Raw genomic sequence first — 14890 nt, forward strand, 5'->3', positions numbered from 1 at the left:
AGCAACAAAAAAGTAAAGCAATCAATCGCTGACCACTAAAACTTCAGTCATTTTCGACTATATATTCCTTCACCATAAAGAAGTTTAAAAGCACTAAGCCAGACCAAATATTTGTAAGGCTTAGTGTTTTATTTTATGGGTTTATAACAACTTTTTGTACACATTTCCTATTGTCTTCACCCGTTATTATCACAAAATGAATACCTTTAGTAAGATGTACATCAGGGCGAATCGTGATAATTTTTGACTCATTTTTACTTGTACTAAACGAGAGGTCTTTTCCACTCATATCATAAAGTTTAATGGTTTTTGCTTTAATGTTTCTCAAATACAAATTTATTTCATCGCCTTTAGTCCAAGGGTTCGGGAATACTGAACATATCGGATCTGTATTAGTAAAATTCGCTTCGATTACATCAAGATATTTCTTTGTTCCATCTTTGTCGATATAAACCAAACGATAACAATTTTTGCCAGCAAATGGCTGATAATCAACACTTTCATAAGTACTTGCAGAGCCATTTGCCTTTATCTCGCCTATTTTTATAAAGTTCTTACAATCTTCGCTACGTTCTAAGATGTATTTATCAGCTTTGATCTCATAATGGCTCTGCCAATTGAGTTGTACGCTTTGTTTCTCGATTTCTTTACCGCTAAAACTAATTTCTGTAAAATCATTGGCGGTTGCTCCATTTTCTGAAAACTTATTTACATCAAATTGCAAGTAAAAGAAATCTTTAGCGATTTGATTTCCGATAACATTTTTATAAATAACGTAGCTATCCCCCTCCGTAAAATTATCATTATTTTCAAAACCACAATCTTCTCTGATTCCATCATAGTGTAGAATATTGAAATCATTAATAGTTAGATTTGGTAAATTGGTCGAGGTTTTATATTCATTCAATTCTTCATTTAAGTAATAAATACGTAATGAGACATCAGTAGGAAACTCATTCAAAAGAGAGCTTTGAAAATCGACATAGCGAGCCATTAGCTTTGTATCGTTTTTGGTGGCTGGAATTGCAGAACTTCCTCGTCCATAATGACGAATCGAAATAGAAACTTTACCCAAATTTAAGCCATTAGGATTTACTGAAGCATAGATTTTCCCTGAATTATCATGCAAGTCAAACCATTTATTTCCTTTCACACTATCAGCCGAAACTTGCAAACAATTGTTGAAGTTATTCTCAAAAGTTGCGATACAAGGTGAAATCGAAACTTTAAGTGGTAATCGTTCACTTTCGCAAGAAGCCAGATTCTGGGTGGCTGCAAAATAAATGATTTCACCATCTGTTCTTGTATCAGGTATTGGTGTTTGTCTAAACGCATCTTTAGCAGTTAATGAAGCATACCAAACTACTTTATTTTGTGGCAAAGTAGTTGCTGTAAGTGCAAGACTTGGAGCATTTCGACAATAAGCAACATCACTAACAATTGGTTTTTCTGGAATCGCAGCAACCTCAACGTTAAACGATTTTCGCTCGCTTTCGCAACCAAAAGGTGTTATTTGGCTCACATAATAAGTGGTTTTATTCAATTTAGTTATATCAATTTTTGGTGTTGTTTTATCAGCAGTTGTATCAGTAGCTGAATCATACCAAAGTAGAGAATTTGTTGCCGAAACAGCCCTCGTTATATCAAAAACTGTATTTTGACAAACGAATTGATTTGTAACGTCGGGTGCAACTGGACTTGGTTTTAGTTCTACTTTAAAATCTTCTGTCGAACGATTACATGTTGTCGTTTTATCAACTAAAAATGTGATTCTACCACGATAAGTACCAATTTCGTTGATAATTGCAATACCATTAGCATTGGTTGGAATATCAGTATAAGTACTTCCAGTTTTTTTCTGCCACTGATACATAAGCACATTCCCTGTAATACTCAGACTACTGAATGATAATTTACTTACATTTCCATCACAAAGACTCATTGTTGCTAATTTCCCTACAATCTGATTTACTGTCAATATGGCTTCTTCTGAGATAACAGTATTTTTATCATCTTTTATTATGCAACGATATTTTGTCAAATTCGGATTTTCAGTATTTCCGATATTGCTTATTTTGAGCGAATTAGACATTTCATTAGGTAAATCTATAAAACTTGTTTCGTTTGGCCTTTGGCGTTGCCATTGGTAAGTAAATGCACTCGGAGCGGTAGCCGTCACCCTAAATGTCACTGAATTTCCGTCGCAATCGGCCTCTGAAGTTGGTTGTTTAGTAAATTTTAGGCTCGGAATAATAGTGGCAGTAATAGCAGTTCGTTGGCCTACACACCCAAAAGCAGATACTTGAGCCACATAGCGTGTATAGATACCAACCGCTGTAAATACAGGAGCGACTGTCGAAAATGTAGAAGTAGTTGGAGTGGTGTACCAACGTAACACTTGGTTTTCGACAGGAGTCCCTTCAGCAGAGAATGTCAACGTATTTCCTTCATAGATTGGACTTAATGTAGTGTTTTTCGGGGCTGGAGGCAATGCACCCACAGAAACATTTATTACTGCTCTTGGCCCTTCACAGCCTTCGTCAGTACGGTCAGATACATAATATTTGAATACGCCTGCTATACTTGTATTAGGTGTTGGAGCTGTTTTAAATCCACTTCCTCCTACCTCTTGCGTGTACCACACAAGGTTCTGAATTGGGCTATCAACTTTTAATCTTACCGCATTCGCATTCTGACAGTAAAACACACTCGAAACCGATGGAGCAGGAGGAAAACCACTAACAATAAGTTTAGCAGCATCAGTTGGCTCGGTACATTCAAAACCTTGGGTATTGAATTTGACTAAACAACGATAATAAACTCCTTGCTCATAGGTTGCTTTGGTAAATTTTAAAATACTTGTTGAGCTTCCAACAATTCCATTTCCGTCAGTTAAGTTTGTCCATGCCCCACTCGTACCAGGTCGAGTTTGCCATTGATAGCTCATTACATTTCCTGTAATAGTAAAATAGTTTTGTAAATTAAATTCATTGGTAGCTCCTATACATATACCTAAATTAGGCATTGAACCAACCAAAGAATTAACTGTCAATGTCGATATTTCGGAGGTCAAAAACTGTCCATTATTCCCAATAATACAGCGGTATTGGGTTTGGTCTGGATTATTGGCATCTCCCACATTTGACACCGCCATTTCCTTAGCATACCAACCTCTGATTCCTTTTCCATCTTCAACTAAATTGACAAAATCAGGGTCATTTGGACGTTTTCGTTGCCATTGATAAGTAAATTCTGCTTTTGAGCCAACTGCAACAACACCAAAATAGACTGAATTTCCTCTACAATCAACTTGATTTAATGGTTGCTGAGTTATATGAAAATAATTTAAAACTTTTGCGATGATTGGCAATCTGAAGCTTTCGCAACCAGAAATTGGGTCAGTCTGTGTTACCCAGTATGAGTATGTGCCAACAGCCGAAAATGAAGGAGCTGTTGTGGTACCAGTTCCGCCCGACGCACGATTATACCACATTAAAGTGGCGTCTGGAACGGTTGTAAGAGCAGAAAAAATTAATGTAGCAGGCGTGATTACATCGTATGTAATAATCTCAGGTTGCGGAGTTGAATTCACAGTGACTAAAAACGGTGCAGACAAAACATTGAACCCACACTGAGTTGAAGTGCAGCTAACTGTATATGAGGTATTATTTGTTGGCGAAACAGATATTGTAGCAGTTGATTGTCCACTCGACCATGCGATTATCCCTTCGCAATTATTAGCAGTGAGTGTTGTACTTCTACCCAAACAAATCTCGTTTGTCCCTATAATATTTGGCTTTGAAGCAATTAAAACATTCAATTTGGCACCATTTGAATCCTCCTCAGTTGTATATCTGGCACAAGTAGTTGTACCTCCTGTTGAAAAATTTACTTTACAGCGATAATACTGCTCATCAGCATTGGTTGCAGCATTAATTGTAAATGTAGTTGTAGTTGCATCTGCTATATCATTCCATGTACCAGATGTGCCTATTCTTCGCTGCCATTGATAGCCTTGAATATTTCCCGAAATATTAATAGCTGATAAATTAAAACTTGCATTTGCTCCATCACAGATAGTTTGATCTGCAAGACTTCCCTCAACTGAGTTCACAGTAAGTACCGCAATCGTTGAAGTTAAACTGCAAACGGCATTTGAAACTACAACTCTATATTCAGTCAGATTTGGATCTGATGCACTACCAACATCACTAATTGTCAATGCATTAGACGTAGCAGCAACGATATCTGTGAAAGTTCCGTTTGGTATTTTCCGTTGCCATTGATAAGTTGTTACCGAAGTTGCGATAACCCTAAATGTCACCGAATTTCCATTACAATCTGCTTCATTTTTAGGTTGAGTTGTAATAGTAGGATACGAATTGACTGTTATTGTAATTTTATTACTATTATTACTGGTACAAGTTCCATCAAAACAGGTAGCGGTATAATCTACTGAAATAGAAGGACTTACGTTAATTATTGCACCCGTTGATCCATTACTCCAAGTCACAAGACCAGAACAATTTGTAGCAGTAAGAGTGGTAGATTGACCATTACAGATAGTAGCAGTACCACTAATGATAGGTGGATCAACAGGAGTTCCTCCTGAAGCTAACGTGACAGTAGCTAAAGAACTTGTTGTGCTGATACAAGAACTTAGTACACAATTAGCTGAATAACTACCCGCTTCTGAAACTGACAAAGTGCTTCCAGTTTGACCACCATTCCATGTCACAATACCTATACAACCACTGGCAGTTAGAATTGCTGATTGATTTGGACAAATAACAACCGAAGCAGGTGTAATTATAGGGGTATCTGGTACTGGATTTACAGTCACCTTCACAACACTCGACACTCCTTGATTACAAGAGCCAGAACCTGTTCCACTGCATCCATAAATTGCTCGGTAGTATTTAATAATTGTAGCCGTTGTATTATTTGTCAGAACTTTGGTAAAGCTTAGCCCACCTACTTGCTCATTAGTGTAGGTACCAGATAGAGTCAATGAAGATTGCCACGTTGGGGTACACATTCCAGAACCTCCGATGACCGTAGCATCTAAACTAATATTTTCACCCGAACATATTGTACGCTCAGCGGCATCTGTAATTGTAATTTGTGGATCAGGAACTACTTGAATTTGATATACATTGGATGAAACTGCATCAGCTCCACATGCATCTGTCACTTTTCGGCGGTAATAGGTCGTTTCAGTTAATGCAGGCGGGTCAAAAGTTGTTGTGTTCGCCCCTGAAATATCTAAAAAATTCTGATTATCGGTAGATGACTGCCATTGATATAGATAATCTGCCTTACCACCACTCGCCAAACTTACATTTGAGATCGCTCCTGCATTGTATCCTGAACAGTTAATACTACTTGAAGATAATTCGATACTTCCTCCCGCTAACGCTGGTAAAATCGTTACGCTAAAAGTTTGAGTATTATTACAGCCTGTCGTACTATTTTTAATATTCAAAGTAAAGTTTTGAATACCCGTTCTCGCTGGTGGAATTGCCACTAAAATCGGTGATACAGGCAGTATCTCCTCAGTAATCGGCATAAAATTAGGCATTATCGAGGTCAAACTAAACTTATCTGGAGCATTGGTGGTGGCAGTATATGATATACCAAATGTAGTGGCAGTATTACAGATATTATCAATGGTTTCCAGTGAAATGGTTGGTAATGGATTTACACTAACCGTTTGTATCAATGACTCATCACTTATACAAAGGTTTTCTGTACAGGTTGCACTGTATGTGCCTGCTGATGAAACACTCAATATGCTTCCTGTTGTGCCAGTACTCCATGTAATCATCCCTGAACATCCATTAGCAGTCAATGTCGTCGAACCTCCCACACAAAAACTATTATTTCCCGAAATTGTAGGAGCAATTGGTATCGAATTTATAGAAACTATTTTAGTCTGTGAAACAGCACTCACACAATCATTTAAGACACAAGCAACGTTATAAGTGCCTGATGTTGAGACATTTAATGCACTACTGGTCGCACCTGTATTCCAAATTACAACTCCTAAACACCCACTTGCGGTGAGAGTTGTTGAGTTTCCAGAACAAATACTTGTATTTCCAGAAATTATAGGAACAGTTGGAATCGTATTCACTACAACAGTTTGTGTTGTTGATGCCACACTCGCACAATTATTCACGACACAAATCGCTTTATAAGTACCTGATGATGAAACGTTTATAGAAGTAGCACTCGTACTATTAGACCAAACAACTGTACCGCCACAATCACTTACGCTGAGTCTAACAATTGTTCCATCACATACCGTATTATCTATATCATCTGAAATTACAGTTGGAGCATTGGGTATTGGGTTGACCGTTAAATTAAATATATTTGAAGGTAAACTTACACATGAATTTTCAGTACAAGTTGCACTATAAGTTCCCGCTGATGAAACACTTAACGTACTTCCTGTTGATGAATCACTCCACGTAACTGTACCTGCACAACCACTCGCTGTCAAGAGAGTTGAATTACCTACACAAATAGTTGTATTCCCTGAAACTATTGGTGCATTTGGAACATAGTTTACTCTAACTCTTACTGATGATGAAATTGAACGTCCACAAGCACTTGAACCTGTTCCCGAACAGTCATAAACAACTCTGTAATACTTAACCAATGGTGTTGATGAGCTATTATTTATAAGCGTTTTGGAAAAACTCAAACCACCCGCTTGTTCAACTGAATAAGTGCCAGTTTGCGTTGCCGACGATTCCCAAGTGGCGGTACAAGTTCCTGAGCCACCAATTGCGGTTGCTTCTAAATTCACACTTTCACCCGAACAGATTACTCGTTCATTGGCATCCGTTAGCGTAATCTGCGGGTCAGCCACAATTTGAACTTGATGTACATTTGAAGAGTAAACTACTGTTCCACATGCATCAGTTACTTTTCTACGATAATACGTTGTTTGGGTAATGGCAGGCGGATTATAAGTTGTAAGATTTTCTCCAGCAATATCAGTAAAATTTTGATTATCTGTTGATGACTGCCATTGATATACATAAGCTAATTTTCCACCACTTGCTATACTTACACTTGAAATTACTCCAGGATTATAACCAGCACAATTGATTGTACTTGATGAAACTTCAATACTTCCGCCCAGCAAAGCTGGCAAAACTGTTAAACTAAAAGTCTGGCTATTAATACAATTTGTTGTACTATTTTTTAAATTTAATGTAAAACTGTGTGTACCTGTTTTACCAGAAGGGATAGTTATGGTTATAGGCGATACCAATAAATTAGTTTCAGCAGTTGCCATAAAATCTGGCATTGTTGAAGTTAAAGTATATTTATCAGGAGAATTCGTTGAAGATGTATAGGGTAAATCAAAAATTGTTGCAGCATTACAAATACTATTTATAATGCCAAGAGTAACAGTTGGATTTTGATTGACAACTATATTTTGTACCGAAGAAGCTGCACTCATGCAACCATTGACTGAACAAGTAGCGTTATAAGTACCTGATGACGAAACTATTATTGAAGTACCACTTGTGCCATTTGACCAAACAACGGTGCCCACACAATCACTTACAGTTAGCTTTACATTTGTACCTGCACAAACAATATTATCGGCATCATCTGATACTATAGTTGGGGCAGAAGGTATTGAGTTTACTATAACCATTTGGGTAGCAGAAGCTAAACTCACGCATATATTTGCCAAACAAGTAGCATTATATGTTCCTGCTGATGAAACAATTATTGAAGTACCACTTGTGCCATTTGACCAAACGACTGTTCCCGAACAGCCGCTTGCGGTTAAAGTTGTTGAAGCCCCCAAACAGATACTTGTATTTCCAGAAACGGTTGGTGCATTTGGTACTGGATTGATAGTAATACTTGTTGATACCAATCCACTTTCACAATTGGTATTCAATGAGCATTTAAAATCATAATTAAGTATCGTAGAAGAATTATAGGTAGATGGACTTATTGAAACTAAACTTCCATCTGTCCAAGAACCATTATTCAAACGATATTTAGCACTTCCAGAAATACACGAAATAGATAAATTAAATCCTGATTCACTATTACAGAAAGTCGTTTTATTGGCTGAGTTTGCAATCGTTGGAGATTCTGGAATAGCATTTACATTAATAACTATGGCAGTTCTTTCGGTCTGACAGGTAAGATTAGCAGTACTTTGCTGCTCACGAGCTACATAATAGGTTGTGGTTGATGTGAGATTTGGTGTAGAAAAACTTGTACCCGTTTGTGTTTGAGTCAAAGTAGAAGCATCAATAAACCATTTATAGATACCAAATGCACTCGGACTATTAATATTTAATGTTTTTATACCACTTTCACAAATATCTCCTATCGGACTTACTGAAACGTTTGGAATATCACTCCAACCTTGCTTGGTTACTGTAATAGCCGCTGTTGCTGTACAATTTCCAGACATAATTGTTATTCTATATGTATCTGAGTTAGCAGACTGAACTGTGCTATTCACCGTCAAAGTTTGGCTTGTAGCTGTAGCTATATTTCCAGCTAAATTCTGCCATTGATAGCTATATGAACCATTTCCTCCAGTCGGATTAGCAGTTAAAATTGTTGAGCTATTTAAAACACCAGTGATACAAAAAGCATTTGTTCCCGAAATTGATGCCGAAACACTTGGCGTAACAACGACATCAATTTTTGCTCTTAAACTTTCACAATTATTGGCATCTTTCTGACTCACAAAGTAGCTCGTTGTACCTGTTGAACTTGTCGAAGGGCTTGGAGCAGCTCCACTTAAAGTTCCACCGACAGCATTAGTACCGTACCAAAGTAAAATATTTGTACCTATTGAGGTAGCTGAAAGTGCCGAAGCTGTCGAGTTTTGACAATATTCTACGGGAGTTGCCACTGTCGGTGTTGGTGGTAAATCATTGATTGTTACAGCAATTGATGCTCTTGGGCTCTCGCAATTGGCAGGTGATGGCGATATTTGACTTACATAATAAGCAAATGTACCAATACTTGCCGTACTTGGAGTTGTAGCTGCAGTGCTTGCTGTTCCAGCAACTGAACTTAAACCATACCATAATAAAGTATTAGAGCCAGAGTTTGTAGCAGTAAGAGCTCCTGCTGTGGCATTTTGACAATAATTGATAGATGAAGTTGCGGGAGCCACTGGGACTGCATGAACTACTACAGAAATTAAGGCTCTCGAACTCTCACAGTTATTGGCATTTTTCTGGCTTACATAATAAGATGTTGTACCGATTATACTCGAACTTGGGGTTGGAGCTATAAGACTTGATGTTCCATTTGATGGGCTCGTACCGTACCATAACAAAGAATTAGAACCACTTGCAATTGCCGACAGTATAGTTGTTGAAGCATTCTGACAATAATTTATCGGATTCGTAACAGTCGGTGTAACGGGTGTATCATTAATTTTAATAGTAAAAATTTGGTCTGGCGAGATACAGGTCGTGCTGGAATTTTTTACTGAAACAATAAATTGATAAGTATTAGGTGTTGCATTCGCAGGAATTGTAACATCAATTGGCGAACTGCCCATTGTGGCATTATTAATTGCTAAAAAATTACTCAAAGCTGGACTTCCCACAGAAATGCTATATTGATTTGGCGAATTTGTGGTAGCAGAAAAGGGTAAACTAAAACTCGTAGCATTATTACAAATATCAGCCACACTGCCCAAAGTAATAGTTGGAATAGCATTTACGATAACTGTTACTGGCGTACGAATACTTTCGCAAGTGGTACTACTATTATATACACTTAAATAATAGGTATATGTACCAACGGCTAATGAAGTAGTTGTATAAGTTGCTGCTGTTCCTAAAACTGTCGTTGAAACATTGGTTTCATACCATCTAAAACTTTCATCTGCATTTAAAGTTGAAGTTGCAGAAAGCGTTACTGTTCCAACATCACATCGAGAGGCATTATTGGCAGTTGGAGCGATTGGTAAAGCGTTGACGATCAATTTACCAGAATTATTTACAGAACTTACCACTTGAGTTTTTGTACAAGTACCTGTCCCTGAGTTTGTTACGGTCGTAAATACTGCTCTTACTCTATAAAATGTATTATTATCTAAAAAAGGAACATTCGACAACGAAAGAGTATTGGTGGTTGTTCCAAGTATGTTGGGTGAACTATCATTCAAATCACTATATGAACCAGCCGTAGTTTCAACAGTACCTTTTTGCCATTTAATGGAAGTTGTGATTCCTACAAAAGTTGCTAAAAAAGAAGTACTTCCGCCTGTACAAATAGCTGGTGAATCTGCAATATTATTTATTGAATTAACTGATAAAGTTGCTTGATTTGAGATCATCGAGCAAGAATTTGCATCAGAAACAACACATCTATAAATGCTCAAATGCGGATTTTCGGCATTCCCGATATTTTTAACTTTTAATTCAGAAGTTGTCGATGTACTTGTTATAACCAAGTTTGTTGTGGCACTTACAGTCAAGAAATCTGCATCACTGGGCTTCTTACATTGCCATACAAAGGTACTTCCTGCAGACGCGGTTATTGTAAAGTCAACAGTATTTCCATCACAGTCTGTCTGAGAAATTGGTTGGAGTGAAATACTGGGGCGTTGAGGAGTTAGCGTAATTCCCGAGGTGGGCAAAGTGTTTATTCCACCACAATTTGTAAATAAACAACGTACTTTTTTGGAGGTTGTTAAGCTGGTCAGTGTCAATGAAACAGTCCCTCCAGCAATATTCATTGAACCATTTGCACCCGAAATATTCAACCAATTTCCTGCCGAAATTTCTTCTTGCCAAATATAAGTATCTGCCCCAGTAGCAGCGGCGGTTAAGGTTACATTCGTTCCCCAACAAAACGCGGCTGGTGTCAATGGTTGGGTAGTAATATTGATAGGATTGCTAACCGTAAAAGTTGCTTTATAATTTGCCCCCCCAACATTCTGATAGTGAGTTCCACTTCCTCCACTATAAGTAAAATCCGCACTTGAATAAACCTCAATAGTATAAGTTCCATCGGCCAAACCTTGCAAAATGTTAGTATTTGCTCCTGAATTTGTCCATTGTTGGTCGCCCGAACCATTTAGATTAATATCAAAACCAAGATTTATTGATGTAAAACCAACCAAATTGGGGTCCGTCCCATTTTTATAGACACGGTAATATAAATAGCCATTTAGAATATTATCAGTGCCATTTTTATAGGTTTTATTCTGTCCTCCCTTTATTACAAGTGAGTTTACACACGAAAATACACCCAAATTTAAACCTTGAAAATCGGGGTTTCCTGTGGATGCGAACAAATCATAATAATTAGCTGACCCTCCATTAGCTTGAACAATTACATAAGATTCAAATATGCCACTTCCCGCAAAAGTTGAAGTCGAACACAGCCCTAAAATTATAAAAACAGCAATAAGTTTTTTTGTGAATGAAAGGAGAACATTCTTCATAAATAATAAGTTAAATTTTTACAGCAAAGTTTTATAAGGCGATCATTTATCTCCGCCACAACCATCAATAAATGCTTCGAAAACTGCACCCTGCTCTACTTGAAAGCCAGGGTTTAACAAGATTTTCTTGGCTGCATCATATTTGATATTTGCTCCATTTTCGAGCAAATTAGAGGCTGAAATTGTATTCGGTGATTCAAATTTCAAAATACTCCCATTCGGCAGTTTTTTACTTAAATTATACTCAAAGCATGGAGGTTCGCCTTGTATATAGACAGTGAAACTCTTAGGAGGTAACGAAATAAAAATTCGATTTTGAGAATCGATTGTAGTAGTTAAAGTTGAAGATTTTTGAAGAATATCGGTAAACTTTGTCCCTGCTGGATATCGCCCATTGTTAGCAATTAAGTGATTGACTTTCAAGCTATCATCATCAAAGTTGATCGCAACAATTACTTCACGCTTGCCCACACTTCCTGTTGAATCAAGTTGGTAAATCAAGCTTCGCCAATGTTTACCTTTTTGATAAAAATTTGGAGAAGGGACAGGGTTCAATGCTCCTCCATAGTGATTGAGGTAATAAACTGCTTGCGAACCATTGATAAATCGTTTTTGAATTTGTAAAAGTTGGTCAATTTCTTTTTTCAAAGGTTGTAAACCTGTCGGATGATAATCAAAACCGTAAGTATCAGTACCATAAGTAGTATTATGAGCTGGATAACCATAATAATCGGGATAAAAAACCGTAGGCACTCCCAACTGATTATTTGTCAAAATATAAGCATAAGCTAAAATCGGATTTTGCCAAATCAAAGCATCACCATAAGTCGGGTTTGAACTTCTGAAATCGTGGTTATTTACAAAGGTTACCAAGTTGAAGCCACTCATGCCACGTCCATCTCTGAAACTATTATAAAAAGCATTTCGAGCATCCGCACCATTATCGCAGGCTTGCTTAAGGGCATCTCTTAAAGCAAAATCAAAAACTTTTGGCTGAATGGCCGTTCGAGCAGCCGTGCTCATCGAAGCGTTTACATCAGCTACCCAATTTTGTATCGCTGGATTTTCTTGTCCGTACCACTCACCTACTACCAAATCAGGGATTTTATTGGCATTATACATTTCGGTCAGCATTTTCCCAACAAAATTTGCTTCAAAATGCTTGATAGCATCCATCCTTAGGCCTCTTACTTCCAATTCATCATACGCCCATTTTGTCCAAGCAATCAAGGTATCACGAGCCATTGATTGATTATGATCATAGTCATAAAAATAATCCATGCTTTGCATACTCCATTGAGGGCCAATACAAGTAGTTGTCGCCCCGCCCGTTGAACTTGCTCCACCTTCGTTCCAATTTGGTCTGAATGACTTCCAGTTACTTCCACCACGTCCACTTGGTAAACCCGTAAAATCTGTAAATGTCTGAAACTGAACTTTATAGGCCGAAGAATTCCAGTTTGCAGGATTAGCAATATCTGTGCTACCAGTAGTGTACCAAATCTTCGAAATTCGGTGGTCGGTGTAATCACCACAAAGATTTATAGCTTGAATAACTAACGTATCGCCATCAGAATTGTAATTATTGGCATCAAGTGTAATTTTAAATTCATCAACATCATTCGTAAAATCAAAAGTATTCCAATAGCCTTGCTTCAGATTCGTTACATACTCAGCACCAGATGCAGCAATATCTGAGTTAACTGTAATAGCTGTGTTTTTCGGGTTGCAACCACTCACAAAATCCCAAGCTTGTCCGCCACCTGCTTTAGTTGTAGTAGCAAAAAGCATAATTTTCTTACCAACATATCCGCCCGAACGAGAACCAATACTCACATAATATGTACCTACTCCCAAACCAGTTGAACCACCAACGGGAATTATCATGCGTACTCGGTCAGATGGAAATGGTGATTTGTAAGAAGTATTGGGGCAAGAACCATCATTTCTTCCTGCATAAAACAACATATACTCTTTTACGGCATTATTAGCTTCGGGTTTTCCACCATCACGGTGATTATAAACCATATCGCCCACTGGTTTTAGATTATTTGCCGTAAAAGTTGCCACCATATCTTTGATTTCTTGCTTAGTCCCGAGAGAAGTTTGCGTAGAATTCTGCCCAATAAATAAATCTTTTGGGTCATAGCCTCCCGACTTATTTCCATTGCCTGCAAATGGTGGAAACCAAATATGTGTAAAACCAGCCGCCGAAAGTTCAGGAGCTTTATTTTTGAGCGTATCTGACCAATTATAGCCTTGTCCGGCTTTGGGATAATCCCAATAAAAACCTTGAAGAAGCACCTGCTGTGCAAAAATAGAAGATAAGCCTCCGAGATAAATCCAGAGGAAAAGTGTGAAGCTTTTCATTTTAATTATTTGGTTATAAGTATTTTCGTTAAACCAAACTTAGAATAAATGTTGCGTGCATCCAAGTAAAAAATATACTTTTTCTATATTTCATATAATTATATTAAGATTATATATAAAATGCGAAGTCTAACTTCATAAAATCAATCAACAAAAAAGCCGTCTCAAACGAAACGGCTCTTTGTGTACAACCCTAACCACTATGATGAAACATAATCTACTTAATATATTTACGCTGGCCGAAGTTTCGACCAATGCTCAAAAATTTTCCTATTTCTAAAAAATGATAGAGTTCATAAACTCCCAAAGCAAACAAAACCCCTACTAATAAAAATTGTAGTGGATAAATCATGATTAAATGACCAAGACTTGTGTAAATTTGTAAAAACATAAAGCTTCTTTTTTGGGTTATTTGAACATAACAAAGGTCTGAAAGTATTTTTGATAATTTTAGCGTAAAAACCCCTGATTTTTAGTACGTATTTTACGGTACTTCTACTTACGTATTTACCACTCGGACAGTTTTCCTTTCTTAAAAACTATTTTATTTCACGCTCAAATAAGCAACAAACAATGAAAATAAACATCGAAACCGCTGTAGATCAATCGGTTAGTGACGTATGGAATCAATTTGATGATAAATTACTCCTCAAACTATCTCCACCATTTCCTCCTGTGAAACTTATATCCTTTGGACAGAAAGTTGGTGAAAAAGTTACATTTGAACTAAACTTTTTTATTATACGGCAAGTTTGGGTGAGTAAAATCACAGATTCTTATTTATCGGTAGCAGAATCATACTTTATTGATGAAGGAGTTCAGCTTCCTTTTTTCCTAAAATACTGGAAACACAAGCATAGAATCGTAAGAGATAATACTTCGATTAAAGGCTCTGGAAGTAAAATTATTGACGAAATTGAGTTTCGCACGCCCACTATTTTGACAGATTACATTTTTTATCCTATCTTGTATCTTCAATTCCTTTATCGCAAACCAATTTATCAGCGAATTTTCAAAACCCCTAACCCCTAAAGGGGAATAAAAGTCCCTAAA

The 14890-nt window shown here is 37.2% G+C and carries 4 protein-coding genes; 1 reads left to right on the top strand and 3 read right to left on the bottom strand.

Annotation, left to right across the window (positions count from 1 at the left end):
• Positions 1-133: 133 nt before the first annotated feature.
• The 3 genes from ABR854_RS10210 to ABR854_RS10220 form a co-directional block, all read right to left on the bottom strand.
• Positions 134-11467, bottom strand: a complete 11334-nt coding sequence (locus ABR854_RS10210) for an Ig-like domain-containing protein (protein WP_350265295.1) — start codon at positions 11465-11467, stop codon at positions 134-136.
• Positions 11468-11509: 42 nt separating this feature from the next.
• A complete protein-coding gene (locus ABR854_RS10215) occupies positions 11510-13837 on the bottom strand; it encodes a 3-coathanger stack domain-containing protein (protein WP_350265296.1) in 2328 nt (775 codons plus the stop codon).
• A gap of 217 nt (positions 13838-14054) precedes the next feature.
• Complete coding sequence (locus ABR854_RS10220) at positions 14055-14228, bottom strand: hypothetical protein (protein ID WP_156511091.1); 174 nt, start codon at positions 14226-14228, stop codon at positions 14055-14057.
• A 182-nt stretch (positions 14229-14410) separates the two neighbouring features.
• On the opposite strand from ABR854_RS10220, the gene ABR854_RS10225 reads away from it, so the two are divergent.
• Positions 14411-14869 (top strand): SRPBCC family protein, encoded by a 459-nt coding sequence (locus ABR854_RS10225; RefSeq protein ID WP_350265297.1) that lies wholly within the window; start codon positions 14411-14413, stop codon positions 14867-14869.
• The last annotated feature ends 21 nt before the right edge of the window (positions 14870-14890 follow it).

The sequence above is a fragment of the Emticicia sp. W12TSBA100-4 genome, from assembly GCF_040253585.1.
Lineage (GTDB): Bacteria > Bacteroidota > Bacteroidia > Cytophagales > Spirosomataceae > Emticicia.

Bases quoted from the DNA above. Each gene is read 5' to 3' on its own strand.
- ABR854_RS10210 (WP_350265295.1), bottom strand. From the start codon at position 11,467: ATGAAGAATGTTCTCCTTTCATTCACAAAAAAACTTATTGCTGTTTTT.
- ABR854_RS10215 (WP_350265296.1), bottom strand. From the start codon at position 13,837: ATGAAAAGCTTCACACTTTTCCTCTGGATTTATCTCGGAGGCTTATCT.
- ABR854_RS10220 (WP_156511091.1), bottom strand. From the start codon at position 14,228: ATGTTTTTACAAATTTACACAAGTCTTGGTCATTTAATCATGATTTAT.
- ABR854_RS10225 (WP_350265297.1), top strand. From the start codon at position 14,411: ATGAAAATAAACATCGAAACCGCTGTAGATCAATCGGTTAGTGACGTA.